Raw genomic sequence first — 21515 nt, forward strand, 5'->3', positions numbered from 1 at the left:
TATCAGCCCCGGCCTCGGGAGGCCAGCGATGATCACGTACTACGACGACAGATCGGTGCGGGTCACGAGCACCGCCGTCCGCGTCGACGGCCGCACCTTCCCGCTCGCCGAGATCACCATGGTGTGGCACCGGCGGGGCAGCCGGTCCTGGCGGGTGCTCGCCGGCCGCGGCGCGATCGGCGCCGCCATGGCCGGCCCGCTGGTGGCGGCCGCCCTGGGGCTCGCGCTGGCCATCCGACTGGGCCGCTCACCCACCGTCACGATCGCGATCGTCGGGGCGTCGGTGCTGGTCGGGCTCGCCGTCGGCCCGGTCGCCGACTTCCTCTTCGAGCACCTGGACCGCTCGTACGCGCGGGGCAGCCGGCAACTGGAGCTGTGGGCGCGCTGGCGCGGGCAGCCGGTCCGGTTGCTGAGCACCCGTGACGCCCTCCGGTTCGGCCAGATCTACCGCGCGGTGCAGCGGGCCGTCGAGCAGGGGCAGCCGACGGCCGCCGCCCGCACGCCGGCGCGCGGGCGGCGAGGCTAGTGCGGTGGCCAGAAATGTTGGCCGGTTGGTGTGGGTCGGGGAAGTTGTCGTACGGGTGGTGTGGGGTGTGGGTTGTGCCTCGCCGTCGGGATTCTGCTGCGCCGCGGGTCGTGTATCGGACGGCTCGGGTGGGGTTGCGGGTGACGGGGGGTCAGCGGCGGCGGTGTTTCGGGTTGCTGCGGTCGGCTGGTGATGTGTGGGCGTGTGTGTTGGAGGTCAACGCGTGGCGGCGTCGCCGCGGTGATGCGCCGTTGGCTGGCTATCAGGAGTTGTGTCGGGAGTTGGCCGCGTCGGGGCCGGGCACGTTCGGCGAGTTGGACAGCACGGGTGCCCGGTCGGTGTTGCGCCGGTTCTCCGATGCCTGGTTCGCCGCGGCGAAGCGCCGTCAGACCGGTGACGTGTCGGCGGGGTTTCCGCGTCGTCGGCGTGGGTTGGTGCCGGTGCGTTGGTATCACGGCACGTTCACCGTTGTCGGGCGGCGGGTGCGGATCCCGGCCGCGCGTGGCAGTGCCCCGTTGTGGGTGCGGCTGGTCCGGGATCTGCCGTACCCAGTGGAGCAGGTCCGCTCGATCACCCTGCTGTGTGAGGGTAACCGCCTGTTCCTCGATGTCACCGCCGAAGTTCCCGTAACTGTCTACCCGCCCGGTGAAGAGCCGGACGCCGGACGTGTCGCCGGGGTGGACCTCGGAATCATTCACCCCTACGCGGTGGCGGGGCCGGACGGGGCGGGGTTGTTGGTGTCCGGGCGGGCGGTCCGTGCTGAGCATCGGATGCACCTGGCTGACACCAAGGCCCGCCGTCGGGCGGTGGCCCGCCGGGCGCCGAAGCCGGGTCAGCGGGGGTCACGGCGGTGGCGCCGCTATCGCCGCCGCGCCCGGGTGGTGGAGGGCCGGCATCGGCGGCGCGTCCGCCAGGCCCAGCACGAGGCGGCCCGCACCGTCATATCGTGGGCCCAACAGCAGCGGGTGGGGGTGCTGCACGTCGGCGACCCCCGTAGCGTGCTCGACATCCCGGCCGGGCGGCGGCACAACCTGCGGCTGCGGCAGTGGCAGATCGGCCGGCTCATCCAGGTCCTCACCGACAAGGCCACCCTCGCCGGCATCACCGTGCACATGGTCGACGAACGCGGCACCTCCTCCACCTGCCCCGCCTGCCACCGGCGGATACCCAAACCCCGCGGGCGCACCCTGACCTGCCCGCACTGCACCTTCACCGGGCACCGTGACCTCGTCGCGGCGGCCATGATCGCCACCCGCAGACCGGGCGGCGGACCCACCACCCCCACCACAGCTGTGGCTGTGCTGCCCGGGGTGATCACGCACCGTCGAGCCGGCCGGCACCTCCCCGGCGCCGGCCAGTCCCGACGTGACCCCCGCCGCCCACCCGCGGCGGCGCGAGGATCAGTTGGCCCGCGGAGGCCCGCCCCACCCCCCGGTGAGGAGTCGCTCGCCCTACACGGCGAGGATCCACAACACCACCGCAAACCCGGTGAACGTTAGTGGACACCGCACTAGAAGCGGATTGGTTCGTCCGGCAGCATGCCGAGGCCGCGCAGCAACCCGTAGAGGTCCTGCTCGCCCCAGAACTGCACGATGCGGCCCCGCGCCAGCCGGTACATCTTGCAGGCGCTCTGCACCGCGGTCGCTCCGGTCGCGTCCCGCCGGTACGTCTGCGCCATCGCGACGGTCACCCGGTCACCGGCGGCGAAGAGTTCGTGGATCTCCTGGTCGAGCACCGTGAGCCCGGGTGACCCAACCGCCTGCTCGACGAAGTGCCGGCCCTGCACGGCCGTGCCCGACCCATGAATGCGTACGTCCTCCGCGACCACCTCGCGCAGCTCGACCAGGTCCTTCGTCACGAACGTCCGCAGGTACCGCCGGACCACCTCGCTGTTGCGCTCCTCCTCCGTCATGGGCGCGAAGCTACCCGCGACACGAACGGCGCGCGGCCCGCTGCCCCTCCCGGTCCCGCCCGGCGACGCGTCCCGGTCCGGCATCCTCCCGGCGGAGGCTTTGGAGCTGATGGCGTAGACGATTCAGCCAGGGCGACCCCACAGCAAAGCTCGCCGAGCACTGCTCGGGCGCCGCTTGGAATCGGCTGCCTGGGGTCCGCTGATCGGGGATCTGCTGATCGGGATTCGCTCATCGGGGATGCCCGACCGGGATGCGTCGGTCGGGATCCGCCCCCGGTTGCGTTGCACGACCAGGTCCGCGGCCCCGGCCGCGAACACCATGCCGCCTTCAACCTGCCCCAGATCCGGGCGGCGGCCGGCCTCTGCCCTCACCCGGTGCTGCCCCGGATTTGGGGCAGCTCGACAGGGCCCGGGCACCATCCCGTCGGCCGACGGTCCGCCGACGGCCGGCGATGTCGGAATCGACTCAGCTCTAAAGGATGCGCACACCCCACCTCCTCGTCGGGCCGACCAACCGACAGACGGGGGCAACCAGGCGGGCCGGGCCAGCGGGCCGGGCGGGCAGCCGCGGGCAGCGGGCAGGCAGGGGGCGGGGCGGACCGGACGGGGGCGGCGGCGCGGTCGCGCTGAGGTTGCCGGGACGTGGTTAGGCTGAGTGATGGTGGTCTATTACCGGGACGACGCGGTGCAGGTGACCTCCGAGTCGATCCGGGTGGGTGGGCAGGTGGTGTCGCTGCCCGAGGTGACGTACGTCTGGCACAGCCGTGGGCCGAAGACGCTCGCCGTGCGGGGTCGCGTGCTGGGCCGGGGCGTGCTGGTCCTGCTGCTGTCGCTGCCGCCGCTGGTGGCACTGGTCTGCGTGGTCGCGCTGGTCTGGTCGGCCCAGGACCGCGGCGAGTGGGTGCTCGCGCTGATCATCCTGGCGGGTTTCGCGGTGGGCGCGCTGGCCCTCACCCCGTTCCTGGAGGTGCCGCTCGGCTGGCTGGACCGTTCGTACGAGCGCGGCAACCAGGTCCACGAACTCTGGGTGCAGCACCACGGCCGGGAGGAGCTGCTGTTGCGGACGCCGGACGCGCTGCGGTTCGGCCAGATCTACCGAGCGGTGCAGCGCGCCGTCGAGCAGCACACGGACCGCCGCTGAGGGCCCGTCGGCCGCGGCCGACGGGCGGCCCGGGCGCGGGCGACGCACACTGGGTGCCATGGCGATCCCCCTCCCCCGACCGTCCACCGTCGTCGGCCTCACCCGGTCCGCCCTCGACCAGGCCCTCGGCTCGGCCGCCTCGTTCGCGGCCGTGCCCGCCCGCGCCTTCGCGGTGCTCGACGACGTGGAGGCGTTGCTGGCCCGGATCAACGGGGTCGTGGACCGGATCGAGCGAACCCTGGACCGTACCGACCGGGTGCTCGACGACGCCGAGTCGGCGGTCCGGACCGCCACCGAGGTCGCGGCGGCTGCGGCGAGCGTGGTCGGGGAGGCACAGGAGGTCTCGCGTACGGCCGGGTCGGTCGTCACCGAGGCCCAGTCGGTGGCGGCGACCGCGGGTGAGCTGCTGACGGCGTACGAACCGGCGCTGCGCCGGGCCGCGCCGATGGCGAGCCGGTTCGTCGAGCAGCTCAGCCACGAGGAGGTGACCGCCGCGATCCGGCTCATCGACGACCTGCCGAAGCTGCGCGAGCACCTGACCGGCGACATCCTGCCCATTCTCGCCACCCTGGACCGGGTCGGCCCGGACCTGCACGACCTGTTGGCCGTCACCCGGGACCTGAAGTTGGCCGTCGCCGGCATTCCCGGCCTGAACATACTGCGACGGCGCGGCGAGAAGCTCACCGAGGACGATGGCGCCCCGGGCGCCTGAGACGATCAGGCCGGCGCGTACAGCTGGTCGATCTCGGCCCGCTGCGGCAGCGCCACCGAGGCACCGAGCCGCCGGACGCAGGCGGCACCGGCCGCCGCCGCCCAGCGGACGGCGTCCACCACGTCCCGCCCCTCGCCCCAGCCGACGGCCAGCGCGGCGGTGAACGCGTCACCGGCGGCGGTCGAGTCGACCACCTCCACCCTCACGGCGGGCACGTGCACGGCCGTGCCGTCCCGGTCGCCGTACCAGGCACCCTCGCCGCCGAGGGTGAGCACGGCCCGGGGGGTCAGGTCGAGCAGCGCCTCCGGCCGCTCCCGCCCGTGCCCGGTGAGCGCCTGCGCCTCGCGCTCGTTGACGACGAGCAGGTCCACGGCCGCGAGCAGCTCGTCGGGCAGCTGCCGGGCCGGCGCGGCGTTCAGCACGACCCGGGTGCCGGCGGCCCGGGCGGCCACCGCCGCCTGGGTCACCGTCTCGACCGGGATCTCCAGCTGGGCGACCAGGACGTCCGCTCGCCGTACGCTGTCCAGCTCCTCCTCGGTGAGACCGGTCAGCGCGTCGTTGGCGCCCGGAGTCACGAGGATCGCGTTCTCCCCCGCGGCGTTGACCATCACGAGGGCCACACCGGAGGTGCCATAGACGACCCGCAGGTGCGCGGTGTCGACACCGGCGGCGCCGATCCGGGCCTTCAACGTGACCCCGAACGCGTCCGAGCCGATGGCGCCGAGGAAGGTGCTGGCGGCACCGGCTCGGGCGGCGGCGACGGCCTGGTTGGCGCCCTTGCCGCCGGGCACCATCACGAAGTCGGTGCCGAGCATGGTCTCGCCCGGCCGGGGCAGGTCGGGCGCCATCGCCACCAGGTCCATGTTGGCGCTGCCCACGACGGCAACCCGGGTCTGCGGCACCGGCACCTCCGGTCGGATCGGCGGGACGCGCGTCAGGCGGCGCGGGCGGTGAACCGCTCGCCGGAGCGCTCGACCACCAGCGGCAACCCGAAGGTCTTGGAGAGGTTGTCCCCGGTCAGGGTGTCACCCAGCAGCCCCTGCGCGACCACACCGCCCTCGCGCAGCAGCAGCGCGTGGGTGAAGCCCGGCGGAATCTCCTCGACGTGGTGGGTGACCACCACCAGGGCCGGGGCGTCCGGGTCGTACGCCAGGTCGGCGAGCCGCGCGACCAGGTCCTCGCGGCCACCCAGGTCGAGCCCGGCGGCCGGCTCGTCGAGCAGCAGCAGCTCCGGGTCGGTCATCAGGGCGCGGGCGATCTGCACCCGCTTGCGCTCGCCCTCGGAGAGGGTGCCGTAGCGGCGCTCGGCGAGCCCGCCGATGCCGAGCTGCCCCAGCAGCGCGTGGGCCCGCGCCTCGTCGCTGCGGTCGTAGCTCTCCCGCCAGCGGCCGACGACGGACCACGCGGCGGTGACGACCACGTCGCTGACCCGCTCCTCGGCGGGCACCCGCTCGGCGAGCGCCGCGGTGGACAGCCCGATGCGGGTACGCAACTCGTTGACGTCGGTGCGGCCGATCCGCTCGCCGAGCACGTGCGCGGTGCCGGTCGTCGGGTGCAGCCGCCCGGCGGCCAGGTTGAGCAGGGTGGTCTTGCCGGCGCCGTTGGGCCCGAGCACGACCCACCGCTCGTCCAGCTCGACGCGCCAGGTCACGTCGTGCAGCAGCGCGTTGCCGGACCGGCGTACGCCGACGCCGTCGAGGCTGACGACCAGATCAGGGTCCACGGGTGCTCCGGCAGGGGTGGCGCCGGCGGCGCCGGAGATCACGTCACCAGTCACCCGCCCATCCAACCACGCAGCGCCGTGGTGCCCCCCACGGGCGGCGCCTCCGCCATAGGGTGAGGCGCCGTGTCGTTGGTCACCACTTCAGAAGGACGGTCCATGGCGGGTCCGAGCAGGGAACCGCGCGGATGAGCGCGGTCATCGAGATCGAGGGTCTGCACAAGGCCTTCCACAGCGTCCGGCACGGCCGCCGGGTCGCCGTCGACGGCTTCGACCTGCTGGTCGAGGCCGGGCAGATCCACGGCTTCCTGGGGCCGAACGGGTCGGGCAAGACGACCACGCTGCGCGCCCTGCTCGGGTTGGTCGGCGCCGACGGCGGTCGGATGAGCGTGCTCGGCGTCCCGTCGCCCCGCCTGCTGCCGCAGGTGGCCGGTCGGGTGGGGGCCATCGTGGAGAGCCCGCAGTTCTTCGGCAACTTCACCGCGTACCGCACGTTGCGGCTGCTGGCCCTCGCCGGTGGCGTGCCGGTGAGCCGGGTCGACGAGGCGCTGGAGCAGGTGGGCCTGCGCGACCGCGGCCACGAGCGGGTGAAGGGCTACTCGCTGGGCATGAAGCAGCGGCTGGCCGTCGCGTCGGCGCTGCTCAAGGATCCGGAGCTGCTGATTCTCGACGAGCCGGCGAACGGCCTCGACCCGGCCGGCATCCGGGAGATGCGGGACCTGATGCGGTCGCTGGCCGCCGCGGGGGTGACCGTCCTGGTCTCCAGTCACATCCTCGGCGAGATCCAGCTGATCTGCGACCACGTGACGATCATCTCGCGGGGCCGGCGGGTCGCGGCCGGTCGGGTGGACGAGGTGCTGGCCGGTTTCGACCAGCACGAGGTGCTGGTGCGGGTGGACGAGCCGGAGCGGGCCGCGCAGCTGCTCCGGGAGGCCGGGTTGCCGGTGACCCCGCAGCCCGACCATCTGCTGGTCGGGCAGGCCAGCGACCCGACGGTGGTCAGCCGGGTGCTCGGCGAGCAGGGGCTGTGGGTGCGCGAGCTGACGCCGCTGCGGCCCGACCTGGAGAGCGTCTTCCTCGAACTGACCGGCGAGGGCGGCCACCCGACGCTGCCCCGGCAGGTCGACGGTTCGTCGGCGTACGCGCCCGGGGCGGGTGACGGTGTGATCAACCTGGACGCCGGTGTCGGCGGTCGCCGAGGAGGGGACGAGTGAACCTGTTCCGCGCCGAGCTGGAACGGCTGGCGGCCCGCCGCTTCGTGCAGCTCATGGTCGTGCTGCTGGTGCTGGCGTTCGGCGTCACCGCGGCGACCACCCTGGCCGGCTCGCACCGGCCGTCGTCGACCGAGCTGATCGAGGCCGGCAACCAGGCCGCCCGGGCCCGGCAGCAGATGGAGCAGGCCTACCAGCAGTGCGTGGCCCAGGTGAACGGCAGCGTGCCGCCCGGCTCTGAGATCGACTACTTTCCGGCCAACTGCAGCGAGCTGGATCCGGCCCGCCAGGACCGGCTGCCGGTGGCGGCGGACTTCCTGACCGGGGTGTTCACCTTCGCCAACCAGGCCCGGCCACTGCTCTACTTCCTGATCGCCTTCCTGGTGCTGTTCGGTTTCCTGGTCGGCGCCTCCTACATCGGGGCGGATCTGAACTCCGGTGGCGTGGTCAATCTGCTGCTCTGGCGACCACGGCGGCTGGCCGTCCTCGGCGCGAAGCTGGGGACGCTGCTCGGCTCGGTGCTGGTGCTGTCGCTGCTCGCCTCGGCGGCGTACCTCGGCACGTTCTGGGTGATCGGGCAGACCGCGGGCCTGGCGAGTGGGTTGAGCGCGACGTTCTGGCGTGAACTGGGGGCGACCCACGGTCGCGGCATGGTGCTCGTGCTGCTGGCCACGGCGATGGGCTTCGCGCTCGCAACGCTGGGCCGGCACACGTCGGCTGCGCTCGGCACGGCGGCCGCGTACGCGGTGGTCTGGGAACTCGGCGCGCGGCTGGTGCTGGAGATCGTCGACGCGCCCCGCCCGGACCAGCTGATGCTCTCCAGTCACATCGGGGCCTGGCTGGCCGGTGAGGCGTCGTTCTGGGATCCGCGCGCCTGCGTCGGCTCCGGCAACGGGTTCTGCGACGGCTCCTACACGCTCGGCTGGGGTCCGGCCATCGCCGTGCTGGTCACCGTCACCGTGGCGCTGACCGTGGGCGCCTTCACCGCCTTCCGTCGGCGGGATCTCATCTGACCTGCGTCGACGCCCGGCCCGGGCGTGTGGGCAACTCCTTGCAGCGCCCGGGCCGATGGTGAAGAATTCCTTCGCATGAGGGACCGTGGCGTGACCCGCTCAACCCACGGTGGAGCCGAAGACCTCGTCGCGGACGGCGTCCAGCGCCGTCCGCAGCGCGCCGCGCAGGATCGGTTCCTCGGTCAGCCCGGTGGGCACCACCCGGGGCCGGACCAGCGTGATCGCCTCGACCTCCCGCTGCACGCGCTCGGCCAGGGCCGGCCCGCCGGCCTGGCCCACCTCGCCGGCCAGCACCACGAGGGGCGGGTCGAGCACCACGCAGGTGCTCGCCACGCCGAGCGCCAGCCTCCGGGCCAGCTCGTCCAGCATCGCGCCGCCGTCGGCGCCACCGTCGATCGCGGCGCGCACCGCGGCGGCGGCGTTCCCGGACCGGAACCCGTGTTCACGGGCCACCGCGCGGACGGCGTCCGCGCCGACCAACTGCTGGAACGCCGGCTTCGCCCGACGGGAGACGTCGCGGGGAATCGGGGCGCCCGGCACCGGGAGGTAACCGATCTCGCCGGCCGCCCCGCTGCTGCCGTGGTGCAGCCGGCCGCCGAGCATGATCGCGAGACCGACGCCCGCGCCGACCCAGACCAGGACGAAGTCGCCGACGCCCTGGGCGGCACCGGCCTGCGCCTCGGCCATCGCGGCGAGGTTCACGTCGTTCTCGAAGACCACCGGCGTGTGCAGGTCCTCGCGGAGCGCCTCGAGCAGGCCGCGGTGCCAGCGGGGCAGGTTGAACGCGAAGGTGATGTCCCCGGTGGTCGGGTCGACCAGACCGGGCGTGCCGAGCACGATCCGCCGCACGCTCGACAGCTGCGCCTGGGCGCTGCTCGCGGCCTGGACGACGGCGTTGTGCACGACGCCGACCGGGTCGTCGGTGTCCCGGGTGGACTGCTCCACCCGGCCGATCACAGCGCCGGTGATGTCGGCGCAGGCCGCCACCACCCGGTCCGGCCCGACGTCCACCCCCACCACGTACGCGCTGTTCGGGCGGACGGCGTAGAGCTGGGCGTTCGGCCCCCGGCCGCCGGCCTGCTCGCCGACCCGGGCGACCAGGCCGCGCTCCTCCAGGCGCTCGACCAACTGGGAGGCGGTGACCTTGGACAGCCCGGTCAGCTCGCCGATCCGGGCCCGGGTCAGCGGCCCCCGCTCCAGCAGGAGCTCCAGGGCCGCACGGTCGTTGAGCGCCCGCAACAGGCGGGGGGTGCCGGGCAGCCGGGTCGCACTCATGCCACGTCCTCTAGATTTAGTAAACTTTGCTAACTGTAAACCGACCTGCGAACGGGTAGCCGTAGCGTAGCGGCCACCCGGACCGGGAGTACTCGGACGACCCGGCAGCCCTGCGCGACCGGGACGGCCGGGGACCGGACCGGACACCCGTGCCGTGGGCACCAGAGAGGGGACGATCACCGTGGGGCTGGATCCAGGACTGCGCCGGCTCGCGCTGGGCACGCTGCTGGGTGCGTACCCGGGGCCGGTTCCGCCGGACTGGGCGGTCGACCTGGTGGCCGACGGTCTCGCCGGGCACACCCTCTTCGGCACCAACGTGCACGACCCGGCACAGGTCGCGGCGACCACCGCCGCGCTGCGGCAGGGGCGGCCCGACGTGGTGATCGCCATCGACGAGGAGGGCGGTGACGTGACCCGGTTGGCGCACGCCACGGGCAGCCCGTACCCGGGCAACGCCGCCCTGGGCGCCATCGGCGACGTGGCCCTGACCCGCCGCGTCTACGAGGCGATCGGCGGCGAACTGGCCGCGCTCGGCGTCACCGTCAACCTCGCCCCCACGGTCGACGTGAACACCGCCGACGAGAACCCGGTGATCGGCACCCGCTCGTTCGGCGCCGACCCGGTCCGGGTGGCCGCCCACTCCGCCGCGGCCGTGGCCGGGCTCCAGTCGACCGGTGTCGCGGCCTGCGCGAAGCACTTCCCCGGGCACGGGGCCACCGTCGCCGACTCCCACCACGAACTGCCCACCGTGGACGTCCCGCTCGACCTGCTGCGCCGGCGCGACCTGCCGCCGTTCGCCGCCGTCGTGGCCGCCGGCGCCCAGGCGGTGATGACCGCGCACATCCGGGTACCGGCGCTGACCGCCGACGGTCCGGCCACCTTCAGCCGGGCCGTCCTGGTCGACCTCCTGCGCACCGAGGTCGGCTTCACCGGCGCCGTGATCACCGACGCCCTGGAGATGAAGGGTGCCGCGGTCGCCGCCGGTGGGATCGGGCCGGCCGCCGTCCGGGCCCTGGCCGCCGGCGCGGACCTGCTCTGCATCGGCGCGAAGGTCGACGCCGATCTGATCGAGCAGGTCGCCGCCGAGATCGTGGCGGCGCTCGACGACGGCCGGCTGGACCGCGCCCGCGTCGAAGAGGCCGCCGGGCGCGCCGCGGCGCTCGCCGCCTGGACCCGGGGCGCCGGCCGGGCACCCACCGAGGGCGACACCGACCTGGGGTACGCGGCCGCGCGCCGCGCGGTGCGCGTCGAGGGCGTCCTCGGCGAGCTGGGCCGTCCCCTCGTCGTGCAGTTGTACGCCGCCTCGACGATGGCCGAGGGTCGGGTGCCCTGGGGCCTGGGCCCGCACCTGGCCGACGTGGAGGAGGTCCGGGTGGTCGCCGCCGAGGCCGACCCGGAGTCCCTGCGCCGGTTGGCCGGCGAGCGGCCCATCGTGCTCGTGGGCCGGCACCTGCACCGGCTGTCGGGGGGTCCCGAGTTGGTCGGCGCGCTCGCCGCCCGGCACGCCGTGACGGTGGTGGAGATGGGATGGCCGGCGCAGTGGCGGCCGACCGGCGTACGCGCCTTCGTCACCACGTACGGGGCAAGCCACGCCAACGGGCGCGCCGCCGCCGAGGCGCTCGGCCTGGCCGGCTGACCGCCCCCGGCCGTCGGGATCAGGGCCGCTCACCCGGACGGTACGGCCCACCCCGGCTTCGGTCAGCCCGGTCGGGGTAACCGGTCGGCATGACCGCCACCGAACCCTGGCACCGGGCCTTGGCCGACCTGCTCGCCCGGTCGCACCGGATGCCACCCGACGCCCTGACGGCCGCGATCGACGCGGCGCTCGCGCCGCTGGGGGTGACGGTCACCATCTACCTGGTCGACGTCGAGCAGCGCGACCTGCGCCCGCTGCCGGGTTCCGGTCGACCGGTACCGGAGGCGTTGCCCATCGACACCAGCCTCGCCGGCCGCGCCTTCACCCAGGTGGAGTCGCATGCCGGGCAGGGGCCGCCACCCCGGCTGTGGGTGCCGGTGGTCGACGGCACCGACCGGCTCGGCCTGCTGGAGGTCTTCCCCCCGGCCGGCGTCGATCTCGCCGACCCGGCGCTGCGCGACGGCTGCCGGCTGATCGCCGGGACGATCGGCCACCTGGTGACCAGCAAGACCTCGTACGGCGACGGCCTGCACCGCGCCCGCCGCAGTCGCCCGATGGACGTCTCCGCCGAGCTGCTCTGGCAACTGCTGCCGCCGTTGACGTTCGCGACCGAGGAAGTGACGGTCAGTGCACTCCTGGAGCCCTGTTACGAGGTCGGTGGGGACGCCTTCGACTACACGCTGAACGGGGACACGATCACGCTGGCCATCCTCGACGGGGTCGGCCACGGCCTGCCCGCGGTGCTCACCACCGCGGTCGCGCTGGCGGCCACCCGGGCGGCACGCCGCGCGGGTGGCGGGCTCACCGCGGCGGCCGAGGCGGCGGACGCGGCGATCCGCGGCGAGTTTCGCGACGCCCGGTTCGTCACCGGGGTGTTCGCCGAGTTCGACCTGCGGGACGGCCTGCTGAGCTACGTCAACGCCGGGCATCCGTCGCCGCTGCTGCTGCGGGGCGGGCGGACGGTGCGGGCGCTGGAGGGTGGCCGCCGCCTCCCGCTCGGTCTGTCCCGCGAACGGCAGGAGGTGGCCCGGGTCCGGCTGGAGCCCGGCGACCGGCTGCTGCTGCACACCGACGGTGTGACCGAGGCCCGCGACGCCACGGGCGAGATGTTCGGACTCGGTCGGCTGGCCGACCTCGCGGAGCGGCACATCCGCTCGGGCCTGCCCACTCCCGAGACGCTGCGCCGGCTCGGTCAGGCGGTGGGCGAGCACCGGGGTGGCCCGCTGCGCGACGACGCCACGCTCCTGCTGGTCGAGTGGTCGCCCGAGGCGTCGGACCGGGTGCAGCCGTGACCGGTCGCCCGGGCGCGCGGGTCCCTAGTCCAGGCCGCGGAAGCCGCGGACGGCCGCCGGCGGGCCGCCCGGGGAGAGCCCGAGGAGCCCGCCGACCGCGGTGATCCGCAGCACCCGCGCGACCACCGGCTGCGGGTCGACCACCCGCAGGGTGGCGGCGGCGCGCCGGGCGGCGGCGGCCGCGCCGACCAGGACCCGGATCCCGCTGGAGTCCAGGAAGCCGACGTCGGCCAGGTCGACGACGACCTCCGTGATGCCGGGCCGGCCCAGCGCGTCGGCCAGGGCGGCGTCGAGCGCGTCCGCGGTGGCGAGGTCGATCTCGCCGACGGGACGCAGGGTCACACGACCCGCTCCCGCGTCCCACAGACGAACGTCCATCGGCCGCCCTCCGGCACTGGAAGAAGATTGCGCATTGGGCGCCGTTCGACCATACCGGCAGAACACGACCCGCGCAGAGGGGAGCGTCCTGCGTGCGCCTCCGGTCCGACGACCCAGCGCCCACCTCACCCCCGCACGCTGTGTCACCGGCATCCGCCACCGGTGCGGGCGGGCTTCGCAGCAGGTCAAGTCCACTATTCGACACACCGGTCCGGCCCGGCGCATCTTGCCCCGAGACCCTTCGATACGTAGCGTGATCGGCAGGAGACGCGACCGGCGCCTTGTTCGCCGGTCGCGCGCACGGGGACCTGGGGGAGGCTGCGGACCGTGGATCCGGCCCGGGATCCACGGTCCGCGCTGTGCGGTGGACGTTCAGGCGGGGTACACGCCGAAGGAGCGCCAACCGCGGTCCGGGAAGCCCGCGGCGTCGGCGACCCGGGCGGACGCGACGTTGCGCCGGTCGTGCAGGTACGTCGGCACCGCGCCCTCGTCGAGCACTCGCCGGGCGGCCTGCGCGACCAACCGGCGGGCCAGGCCACGACCCCGGGCCGCCGGCACGGTGCCGACAGCCAACTCGTGGCCGTGCGCGTCGTGCCGCTTGATCCCGACGCCCGCCAGGTAGCGACCGTCGGGATCGCGCACCAGCAGCACCTCGCGGTCGAAGAGCCGTAGCCACGCGGGCAGGTCCGGCGCCGTGGGCGCGGTCCACTTTCCCACGTCGGCCAGCGGGGCCGGGGCGAGGCTCCAGCGGAACGCGCCGTCGTGGGTGGGCCAGTCGGGCAGGCCGACGGTTGCGGGCAGCGCCGGGATCAGTTGGTCCACGGGCCGGTCGGTGAGCGCGCGGACCGCCTCGGCCCGTTCCGGCGGCACGGAGAGCACGGTGCTGTGCCCGGTGCCCACCGCGATCGCGGGCCGCAGCCGCCCGTCCCACGCCGGTTGCGCGCGCCGCCACGACGCGACGACGTGCAGCCCGGGGCCGGCCGGCCACTGTCCCAGCCAGGTCGCCAGGTGCAGGTGGAGCCGCCGGTCGAGCACCCCGTCACCTCCGCGGTCCCCTCGCCCCGGCACCGTCGGCCCGCACGGTCCGTCGCGGGCGTCCGGCTCCGCCGGGCGTCGTCGCCGATCACCGTACGCGAGGTGCGCGGACCGGACGGGCGGATCCCTCCTCGCCGGTGTCGCCGGTTCCGGGTCACCCGCCACCGAGGGTTGGCGACGGCGCCGGTCGGGTACGGACGCGAAGACCACTCACGGTGCGAATTCCCTGCGCAGTCAACGGAACCGAGCGCCGAGACATCGCGTCACACCTATTTCCATACATGGACAACTTTCTTTGGGACGGTATGGTCATGCCGATTCAGCCGAATGACCGGTACCAGCAGGACACCGCGCGACTCCGGCGCTTCCCCGACCCCGGACGGTTCCCGGCCCAGCCGCCGCACCACGGGGCCCGCGCCGCCGACGGCACCGCGCTGAGCTGGGCCGAGGTGAACCGCCTGCCCGCCGGCGCCTCCGCCCGGCGCGGCCTGGGCAGCCGCTGACCACGCGACACACCCGGGCGGTCACCAGGGGCTTTCGCACACCTGTCGGGTAACGTCTTCTGGTCCGGAATCCCGGCCGACGACAGGAGAAGCTCCGCGCATGGGCAAGAAGACGATCCACGTCTCCGACTTCAGTGGCACGGTCCTGCAAGCCGACGACGAGGTGGTCCGCGTCGTCGTGCTGGAGCACCCTGACCTGGTGGCCGGGCCCGTGCAACTGGACGCCACACCGGTCGAGGTGGAGAGCATCGACGACGCCGCGCTGGACGTGGCCGTGGTCGAGATCCACGACCGGCACGGCGGCGGCGAGCCGCGCCGGGTGGTGCTCACCGCCAGCGAGTTCGACGCGATGGCGACCGACGTGCCCATGGCGCAGCTGTTGAAGACCGCCGAGCGGGTGCGCCCGCCGAAGGCCCGCAAGGCCGCGGAGCGGGTCGACTACGCGACCATCGAGCACGCGGGGAAGCCGCACCGCGGCCGGGTGACCGAGGAGGAGGCCCAGCTGGTGCGCGAGCGTCTGGACGAGGTCAACAAGCGCCTCGCCGATGCCGGCCTCCGGCAGGTCGACCCGGCCGACCCGGAGCACGCGGCGCGTTACGGCTTCCCCACGGCGTCCTGAGCCGCCGCCCGGCTCAGTCCTGCTCGCGGAAGGCGGCGGCCTTCAGCGTCTCGAGGAGTTGGGTCTCGGCGGCGGCCTTGTCGACGCCGAGACCGGCGAGCACACCCGTTCCGTCGCCCAGTTCGAGCAGGGCGAGCAGGATGTGCTCGGTCCCGATGTAGTTGTGCCCCAGCCGCAGCGCCTCGCGGAAGGTCAGCTCCAGGGCCTTGCGGGCCGGCGCGTCGTACGGGATGAGCTCCGGCACCTCGCCGGTCGTCGGCGGCGGCAGCACGGCCGTGGCGACCTCGCGCACCCGGTCGAGCGACACGCCCTGGGCGACGATCGCCTTGGCGGCGAGCGCCTCCGGCTCGCTGAGCAGGCCCAGCACCAGGTGCTCGGGACGGATCTCGGCGTGTCCGGTGGCCCGCGCCTCGTTCTGTGCCGCCATCACCACGTTGCGGGCGCGCGGGGTGAAGCGGCTGAAGCCGTCCCTCGGGTCGAGCGGCGTCTCCGCCGGCCGGGACACGAACCGCTTCTGCGCGGCCTGCTTCGTGACGCCCATGCTCTTGCCGATGTCGGTCCACGACGCGCCGGCCCGGCGAGCCTGGTCGACGAAGTGGCCGATGAGGTGGTCGGCGACCTCGCCGAGGTGGTCGGCCGCGATCACCGCGTCGGTGAGCTGGTCGAGCGGCTCGGTGTGGGCCGACTTGATCGCCTGGATCAGGTCGTCCAGCCGTACGGGGTTGGTCGGGGGATTCGTCATGCGTCAACCATAGGTTGACGTCGCCGCCGACGTCAACCATCGGTTGACGCGAGTCGTGTGGGTCAGGGGTTCTGCGGCACGGGCTGGGCCAGGGCCTGGATCTCCGTCGGCAGCTGCGCCATCGCCTGCTCGAATTCGCGGTGCCCCACCACCCGGTGCAGGGTCTGCAGCACGGCGCCCGCACCCCGCTCGGCCAGGCTCGGCCCGACCCCCGCCCGCTCGGCCACCCGGCGCACGAACTCGTCGTACGCGAAGACGTCGGGCTCCTCGACGTCGGCGCGGGCCAGCAGCGGACGCAGCTCGTGCGCCACGTGGTCGGCCAGCTCCGCGGCCTGGCCCCCGCTGATCCGCTCCGCGAGGGTCCGCAGGGTCGCCTCCGTCAGCGACCGCGCTGTGTCGTCCGGCACGCCCGCCCGGGCCGCCACCTTGTCGAAGAACTTCAGCTCGGCCATGCCCCCGCCCTTCCCGGATAGGAGAAGCGTGGCTACCCGCCCCCCGGGGCCGCAAACGACGCGACCCGGCCGCCGACACCGAGTCGGTGACGGCGCGCTGGCCGGGCGCGGCATCGCCCGCGTGTGACGCGACGCATTGGGTACTCCGCGGCGACTACCCCGCCCGATTCCGGTACGGGACAGCAGCCGCAGTTCATCCGAGGAGCACCGACATGGGTAGCGACAGCACCGCCGGCGCCGGCCCTACCGGCGCGGAGAAGGCGACCGGGCGGCGGGGCCGCCTCTCGCCGAACGTCGCCCTGTTCCTGCTCGCCTCGATCCTGGTGTCCTTCCTGGCGTCCTCGTCCGCCCCGACGCCCCTCTACGGCATCTACCAGGCGCACTGGCACTTCTCGCCGATCACCACTACGGTGATCTTCGGCATCTACGCCATCGCGGTGCTGGGCACCCTGCTGACCGTCGGCAAGCTCTCCGACCACGTCGGGCGGCGGCCCGTCCTCCTGGTGGCGATCGCGGTCCAGATGATCTCCCTGATCGTCTTCATCTTCGCCAACGGCGTACCCGCGCTGCTCACCGCCCGTGTCGTGCAGGGGCTCGCCGCCGGTGCCGCCACCGGCGCCATCGGCGCCGCCATGCTGGACGTGAACCGCGCACGCGGCACTCTGACGAACGCCATCGCCCCGGGCATCGGCACCGGCACCGGCGCCCTCCTCTCCGGCCTGTTCGTCCAGTTCCTGCCCGCGCCGACCCGCCTGGTCTACGTCGTGCTGCTGGTGGTCCTGCTGATCCAGGCGTTCGGCGTGGTCCTGATGCGGGAGACGGTCACCCCGATGGGGGGCGCGCTGGCCAGCCTGCGGCCGGAGATCAAGCTGCCCCGCTCCGTACGCGGCCCGGTGCTCGTGGTCGCCCCGGTGCTCTTCGCCGGCTGGTCGCTGGCCGGCTTCTTCGGCGCGCTCGGGCCGGCCCTCGTCCGCGTGCTCGGCCCCATGTCGGTCGTCTTCGGTGGGGTGGCGCTCTTCGTCCTGGCGATCGTCTCGTCCATCACCGTCCTCGTGATGCGCGACGCCACCGCCCGGACCCTGATGCTCACCGGGATCGCCGCCCTCGTCGTGGGCATGGTCGTCACGATGTTCGCGGTGAACCGGGACTCCGTGGTCACCTTCTTCCTCGGCATCGCGCTCGGCGGCATCGGTTTCGGTGGCGCCTTCCAGGGCAGCCTCAAGACCGTCATGCCGCTGGTCGAGGCACACGAGCGCGCCAGCGTGCTGTCCCTGGTCTACATCATCTGCTACCTCGGCCTCGGCCTGCCCGCCGTGATCGCCGGATACCTCGTGGTCCACGGCGGCGGGCTGCCGCGCACCGCCGACGAGTACACCTACTTCGTCATCGCGCTGGCCCTGATCGCCCTGCTCGGGCTGCGCGGCGCCATCCGCAGAGCGCCCGCGTAGCCACTCGTCGCGTCGCGGCCGCGACGCGAATCGGCCGTCAGGGCCGGACCACCACCCGCCGGCCCCGCAGCTCGCCTGCTTCGAGCATGCGGTGCGCCTCCCCCATCTCCGACAACGGCAGCTCGACCGTTCCCCGCGCGGCGAGCCGCCCCGCGGTGAGCAGCCGGTTCACCGTGCGGGCCGCCTCCGCCAGCTCCGGGACGGTGGCGTGGGAGATGACGAAACCGACGACGGACCGGTCGTTGCGGTACAGCTCGGCCACCGGCAGCGCCGGCCGGTGGGCGCCCCCGGCGAGCACCACGACCCGTCCGCGCAGGGCCAGCAGGTCGACCACCCACTCCAGCTCGTTGCGTCCGGCCGTGTCCAGGTAGACGTCGACGCCATCGGGGCACGCCGCACGCAACCGGTCGGCGAGATCGGGCGCGCGGTAGTCCAGCGTCACCGCGGCACCGTTGCGCCGGCAGTGGTCGTGGTCGGCTGTCGACGCGGTCACCACGACCCGCGCGCCGGCCGTGGCGGCGAGCGCCACCAACGCCGTACCGACGTTGCCCGCGCCACCCGCCACCAGCACGGTCTCCCCGGGCCGCAGCCGGCCGTGCACGAACAACGCGAGGTACGCCGTGGCCGCCGGATGAAGCACGGTCACCGCCTCGCCCGGGTCGACCCCGACGGGCAGCCGGTACAGCCGGGCCGCCGGCACGACCGCCTGTTCGGCGGCGCTGCCCTGCCGCCCGTCGTACCCCAGGCTGTTGCACCAGACCAGGTCTCCGGCGCGGAGGCCGGCGGCGCCCGGTCCCGCCTCGGCCACCCGGCCGACCAGGTCCCGGCCGACGACGAAGGGCAGCGGCAGCGGCGTGGGAAAGGCCCCCGAGCGGACGAAGGTGTCGACCGGGTTGACGGTCGTCGCGATCACGTCGACCAGGACGTCCGTCGGGCCGGGACGCGGCGCCGGCAGGTCACCGAAGCGGATGTCGGCGGCGGACCCGGGCCCTTCGATGTACGCGGCTCGCATGACCTCATTCTCGCGGCGCGGCTGTCGCCCCGGCCGCGAGATGGGTTGGGCCGATAAGCACACAAACATCGGTGCGATGATCTCGGGGACAGTCGCGGCCCACTTTCTGATGTGCTTCGACGGCAGTCGGAAATCCGTCAGCCCGCAGGGCCGGGATTGCCGCTTCACCGCGTGTCGCCGGGCGGAGTCGCGTGCCGTGAGCAGCCGATCGGCGGGTTGTCCGGGTGCGGCCCACGCACCCAGCCGCTGCACGTCGGGTGTGCCCGTGACGACACGTGCACTGCTGGCGCGTTGACGCCGGCAGCGGCGCGGCGTACCGTGGCAAGGACTGAGGGCGGCTGGTGGATTGCGACCGACGATGTCGGTCACCAACAAGCACGATCCAGCCTGAATCCCCGAGTAAGCCTCGATTCCCATCGGGGCTTACTTTTCTTAATGCGCCATTCCGCGCACGCTCCCCGATTGACCCATCCACGGTCACATCCAGATCAACCGATTGTAGGATTTCGTTTCCGCGCATCCTGGTCGAGAATTTTCGCGCTACCTCTCTTCGTGACCGGAATGGTGTGCTGATGACGACCAACGAAGCGGTTCTGCTGGTTGACTGGCTCAATCTCAGCATTCACCTGAAGAATCAGCGCCTGTCCTTCGGTTCTGATCTGGTCGGCGATCTGATCAAGATCGCACGTGACGAGTGCGCCCGGCACGGCTCCACCGAGCTGGTGCGTGCCCACTTCGTGGGTGAGCGGTTCGCGCCCAGCGTCGAGGACGCCATCACCAACACGTTGATCGCCCGTTTCCACAAGACGCGCACCGCGAAGGAGCAGGCCGACCTCGTTCTCGCGGTGCTGGCGATGGACCACATTCACGCGCCGGGCGGCGCCCCCGGGCTGTTCCTGCTCGCCACCGGCGACCAGGATTTCATTCCGCTCGTCGACCGGATGATCGACGCCCGGGCCGATGTCATCCTCGTCGTCGCCTCGACACGCACGCTCTCGCCGGAGTACCGGCGCATCGCTGCTCAGCAGAACGTCAGGCTGCTGTCGCTGACGGACGTCCTGGACATCAAGCCGCTGCCGGAGTCCGACGTCGACGCCGCGGCGACGCGTGTGCTGGGCCTCTACCGCGTGTGCCTGGAGGGCGGTGTGCTCGGCGGCGACCAGACGCGCAACATCCGGATGCTCACCGACTGGGGCCTGCTTCAGCCGGGCGACCAGGAGGTGGAGCACACGGCGTGTCTGCAGCAGTTCGCGCGGGTCGACAGCCGCAAGGTGGCGATCCCGGCGAAGCGGGAGACCGGCAACCGGCCCGCGGTGCTGCGACGCACCACTCTGAACTTCGCGTCGTCGACCGTGCGTGAGGTCATCGAGGACGCCGACTGGGTGCTACGGCGGACCGGCAACGCCGCACGGCCGCCCACCATCGGAGATCTCGGCGTGGGCCGGTTCGCCACCGACGACGGCCGCCGCCTCGCCCGGGTCATCGGCGCGATGAAGGACGTGGGCTGGCTGCTCGAACGGTCGGACGGCCGGTTCGAGTCGCGCCTGGAGTGGTCGGCCGACGGGCTCCTGGAACCGCTCTGGCGGGTGATCTGCGAGATCAATCGGCGGGCGTTCGCCGACCACACCGAGGGCGTCTCGCGCGATCGACTGTTCCAGGACCTCCGGTCGACCCCGATCGCCTCCGACATCGACCGCAAGGGCGGCAAGGCCGCGCAGGCCGTCATCGACTACGCCCGCCGCATCGGCGTCATCGACGCGATTCCCGCGGGCTCGGACGGCTACGCGCTGGCGGTGATCGAGGCCCACCCGGTCGCCCAATCGGTCACCAGCGCCCTGCGTACCCTCGGCAGCCTCCTGCGGGACCGGGCGGGCGCCGCGGCGCCCGAGCACGAGGTACTCGCCCTGATGCGCGAACGGGACGAACACGTCGGCGGCCAGGTGCTCTTCGGCTACGACAACCGTGACCGCCAGCGGTTCCTGCGGGTGCTGCGCCGGTCCGGGCTGATGGAGCGCCCCTCGGGCAACGAGCCCACGGTCCGCCTCAAGCGCACGCCGTGGCTCGAACGGATCTCCTGAACCGGATCGGCGGCCTCAGAGGGCCAACGCCCGCCGGCTGACCCAGCGCCGGCCCGGCCCGGACAACTCCTCGCTGGTGATCACCACCGTCAGCTCCCCACCTTCGAGAGCGTGCGTCGTGACCAGAGGGATCCGCTGGCTGGCGCCCACCGCCATGTCGAACGGCCCGGGATCGAGCAGTTCGGCGTCCGGCGGGCGCTGACCGTCCAAGGTGATCGAGGTCCGCACCGCGGGACCACGCCGGTGCCCGACGACCAGTTGCCGCCGCTTCACCCACTCCCGGACCGACGGGTTGTTCCGCTGCGATATCACGGTGAATTGGCGGCGACCAGCACCGGACCGCCAGGTACCCCACTCGCCTTCGTCAGCGAATTCGATGGTGAATTCCGGGGCGTCGCGCCGCGCGCGGTCGTCCGCCTCGGCGGAAAACTGCCGCTCCAACAGATTCGCCTGCCGAATCGCGGCGACGGCCTGCGCGGCGCTCGCGTCGGCGGCCTTGCTGGAGAGTTCCGCCGCCCGCCGGGCGATACGGGTCTGCCAGATCGCCACCACCGTGCCACACACGGAGATCAACAAGGCGGCCGCCGAAATTGCCAGAGGCCAGTCGACCGACTTCACCGCAACATCCTAGAACCGCTATATTGACCGCCGCAATCGGTGATTCGGTCGCACGCCAAACCTGGCCGTCCGGGTCCGATTGACGGAACCGAATCGCCCGTTCGACTATAGCCGCGGGGATTCACGTCCGCGTAGCCTCGGATACCCGAACGCGCCCTGCGAGTTTCGGGCGTTCGCTGGCAATCCGCCCCC

At 73.3% G+C, this 21515-nt stretch carries 22 protein-coding genes; 12 read left to right on the forward strand and 10 right to left on the reverse strand.

The window, feature by feature from the left end; translation table 11 throughout:
* Positions 1 to 28: 28 nt before the first annotated feature.
* Together GA0070620_RS14930 and GA0070620_RS14935 are read left to right on the forward strand one after the other, a co-directional pair.
* On the forward strand, positions 29 to 526 hold the full coding sequence (locus GA0070620_RS14930; RefSeq protein ID WP_091591290.1) for a DUF6232 family protein: 498 nt from the start codon (positions 29 to 31) through the stop codon (positions 524 to 526).
* 14 nt (positions 527 to 540) lie between these two features.
* Entirely contained in the window at positions 541 to 2025 is a 1485-nt protein-coding gene (locus tag GA0070620_RS14935) for an RNA-guided endonuclease InsQ/TnpB family protein (RefSeq protein ID WP_091591292.1), read from the forward strand.
* Between the two features lie 11 nt (positions 2026 to 2036).
* Here the strand turns inward: GA0070620_RS14935 and GA0070620_RS14940 are convergent, their stop codons facing one another.
* A complete protein-coding gene (locus GA0070620_RS14940; protein ID WP_091591294.1) occupies positions 2037 to 2438 on the reverse strand; it encodes a nuclear transport factor 2 family protein in 402 nt (133 codons plus the stop codon).
* A gap of 658 nt (positions 2439 to 3096) precedes the next feature.
* Between GA0070620_RS14940 and GA0070620_RS14945 the strand changes: the two genes are divergently transcribed.
* A complete protein-coding gene (locus GA0070620_RS14945; RefSeq protein ID WP_091591297.1) occupies positions 3097 to 3579 on the forward strand; it encodes a DUF6232 family protein in 483 nt (160 codons plus the stop codon).
* Between the two features lie 58 nt (positions 3580 to 3637).
* A complete protein-coding gene (locus tag GA0070620_RS14950; RefSeq protein ID WP_091591298.1) occupies positions 3638 to 4291 on the forward strand; it encodes a hypothetical protein in 654 nt (217 codons plus the stop codon).
* Between the two features lie 5 nt (positions 4292 to 4296).
* Here the strand turns inward: GA0070620_RS14950 and GA0070620_RS14955 are convergent, their stop codons facing one another.
* Together GA0070620_RS14955 and GA0070620_RS14960 are read right to left on the reverse strand one after the other, a co-directional pair.
* Positions 4297 to 5193 (reverse strand): ribokinase, encoded by an 897-nt coding sequence (locus GA0070620_RS14955; protein WP_091591300.1) that lies wholly within the window; start codon positions 5191 to 5193, stop codon positions 4297 to 4299.
* A 32-nt stretch (positions 5194 to 5225) separates the two neighbouring features.
* Positions 5226 to 6068 (reverse strand): ABC transporter ATP-binding protein, encoded by an 843-nt coding sequence (locus tag GA0070620_RS14960; RefSeq protein ID WP_091591302.1) that lies wholly within the window; start codon positions 6066 to 6068, stop codon positions 5226 to 5228.
* 131 nt (positions 6069 to 6199) lie between these two features.
* Between GA0070620_RS14960 and GA0070620_RS14965 the strand changes: the two genes are divergently transcribed.
* Both GA0070620_RS14965 and GA0070620_RS14970 read left to right on the forward strand, forming a co-directional pair.
* Positions 6200 to 7225, forward strand: a complete 1026-nt coding sequence (locus GA0070620_RS14965; RefSeq protein ID WP_091591303.1) for an ABC transporter ATP-binding protein — start codon at positions 6200 to 6202, stop codon at positions 7223 to 7225.
* Positions 7222 to 8235: an ABC transporter permease subunit gene (locus tag GA0070620_RS14970; protein WP_091591306.1), complete on the forward strand. Its 1014-nt coding sequence runs from the start codon at positions 7222 to 7224 to the stop codon at positions 8233 to 8235. The genes GA0070620_RS14965 and GA0070620_RS14970 overlap by 4 nt, the downstream gene beginning before the upstream one ends.
* A gap of 99 nt (positions 8236 to 8334) precedes the next feature.
* Here the strand turns inward: GA0070620_RS14970 and GA0070620_RS14975 are convergent, their stop codons facing one another.
* Positions 8335 to 9510 (reverse strand): ROK family transcriptional regulator, encoded by a 1176-nt coding sequence (locus tag GA0070620_RS14975; protein ID WP_091591308.1) that lies wholly within the window; start codon positions 9508 to 9510, stop codon positions 8335 to 8337.
* Positions 9511 to 9691: 181 nt separating this feature from the next.
* Here GA0070620_RS14975 and GA0070620_RS14980 point away from each other — a divergent pair, with 181 nt between their 5' ends.
* Both GA0070620_RS14980 and GA0070620_RS14985 read left to right on the forward strand, forming a co-directional pair.
* Positions 9692 to 11146, forward strand: a complete 1455-nt coding sequence (locus tag GA0070620_RS14980; protein WP_091591309.1) for a glycoside hydrolase family 3 N-terminal domain-containing protein — start codon at positions 9692 to 9694, stop codon at positions 11144 to 11146.
* Between the two features lie 89 nt (positions 11147 to 11235).
* Positions 11236 to 12438, forward strand: a complete 1203-nt coding sequence (locus GA0070620_RS14985) for a PP2C family protein-serine/threonine phosphatase (RefSeq protein WP_091591312.1) — start codon at positions 11236 to 11238, stop codon at positions 12436 to 12438.
* A 24-nt stretch (positions 12439 to 12462) separates the two neighbouring features.
* On the opposite strand, the gene GA0070620_RS14990 is transcribed toward GA0070620_RS14985, so the two are convergent.
* Positions 12463 to 12780 carry an STAS domain-containing protein gene (locus GA0070620_RS14990; RefSeq protein WP_197677596.1) on the reverse strand — a complete coding sequence of 106 codons (318 nt, stop codon included), beginning with the start codon at positions 12778 to 12780 and terminating at the stop codon, positions 12463 to 12465.
* Between the two features lie 408 nt (positions 12781 to 13188).
* Positions 13189 to 13851 (reverse strand): GNAT family N-acetyltransferase, encoded by a 663-nt coding sequence (locus tag GA0070620_RS14995; protein WP_091591315.1) that lies wholly within the window; start codon positions 13849 to 13851, stop codon positions 13189 to 13191.
* A gap of 311 nt (positions 13852 to 14162) precedes the next feature.
* On the opposite strand from GA0070620_RS14995, the gene GA0070620_RS15000 reads away from it, so the two are divergent.
* Positions 14163 to 14354 (forward strand): hypothetical protein, encoded by a 192-nt coding sequence (locus GA0070620_RS15000; RefSeq protein WP_091598796.1) that lies wholly within the window; start codon positions 14163 to 14165, stop codon positions 14352 to 14354.
* A gap of 100 nt (positions 14355 to 14454) precedes the next feature.
* On the forward strand, positions 14455 to 14973 hold the full coding sequence (locus GA0070620_RS15005; RefSeq protein WP_091591317.1) for a hypothetical protein: 519 nt from the start codon (positions 14455 to 14457) through the stop codon (positions 14971 to 14973).
* 13 nt (positions 14974 to 14986) lie between these two features.
* On the opposite strand, the gene GA0070620_RS15010 is transcribed toward GA0070620_RS15005, so the two are convergent.
* Together GA0070620_RS15010 and GA0070620_RS15015 are read right to left on the reverse strand one after the other, a co-directional pair.
* Positions 14987 to 15715: a Clp protease N-terminal domain-containing protein gene (locus GA0070620_RS15010; RefSeq protein WP_091591320.1), complete on the reverse strand. Its 729-nt coding sequence runs from the start codon at positions 15713 to 15715 to the stop codon at positions 14987 to 14989.
* Positions 15716 to 15777: 62 nt separating this feature from the next.
* Positions 15778 to 16167, reverse strand: coding sequence for a DUF2267 domain-containing protein (locus GA0070620_RS15015; protein WP_091591322.1), 390 nt, complete (start codon positions 16165 to 16167; stop codon positions 15778 to 15780).
* Positions 16168 to 16379: 212 nt separating this feature from the next.
* On the opposite strand from GA0070620_RS15015, the gene GA0070620_RS15020 reads away from it, so the two are divergent.
* Positions 16380 to 17615 carry an MFS transporter gene (locus GA0070620_RS15020; RefSeq protein ID WP_091591325.1) on the forward strand — a complete coding sequence of 412 codons (1236 nt, stop codon included), beginning with the start codon at positions 16380 to 16382 and terminating at the stop codon, positions 17613 to 17615.
* A gap of 37 nt (positions 17616 to 17652) precedes the next feature.
* On the opposite strand, the gene GA0070620_RS15025 is transcribed toward GA0070620_RS15020, so the two are convergent.
* A complete protein-coding gene (locus tag GA0070620_RS15025; RefSeq protein ID WP_091591327.1) occupies positions 17653 to 18627 on the reverse strand; it encodes an NADPH:quinone reductase in 975 nt (324 codons plus the stop codon).
* A 341-nt stretch (positions 18628 to 18968) separates the two neighbouring features.
* Between GA0070620_RS15025 and GA0070620_RS15030 the strand changes: the two genes are divergently transcribed.
* Positions 18969 to 20705, forward strand: a complete 1737-nt coding sequence (locus tag GA0070620_RS15030) for an NYN domain-containing protein (protein WP_157741613.1) — start codon at positions 18969 to 18971, stop codon at positions 20703 to 20705.
* Between the two features lie 15 nt (positions 20706 to 20720).
* Here GA0070620_RS15030 and GA0070620_RS15035 read toward each other — a convergent pair whose 3' ends face one another.
* Positions 20721 to 21323: a hypothetical protein gene (locus tag GA0070620_RS15035; RefSeq protein WP_091591330.1), complete on the reverse strand. Its 603-nt coding sequence runs from the start codon at positions 21321 to 21323 to the stop codon at positions 20721 to 20723.
* Between the last annotated feature and the right edge of the window lie 192 nt (positions 21324 to 21515).

The sequence above is a fragment of the Micromonospora krabiensis genome (assembly GCF_900091425.1).
GTDB lineage: Bacteria > Actinomycetota > Actinomycetes > Mycobacteriales > Micromonosporaceae > Micromonospora > Micromonospora krabiensis.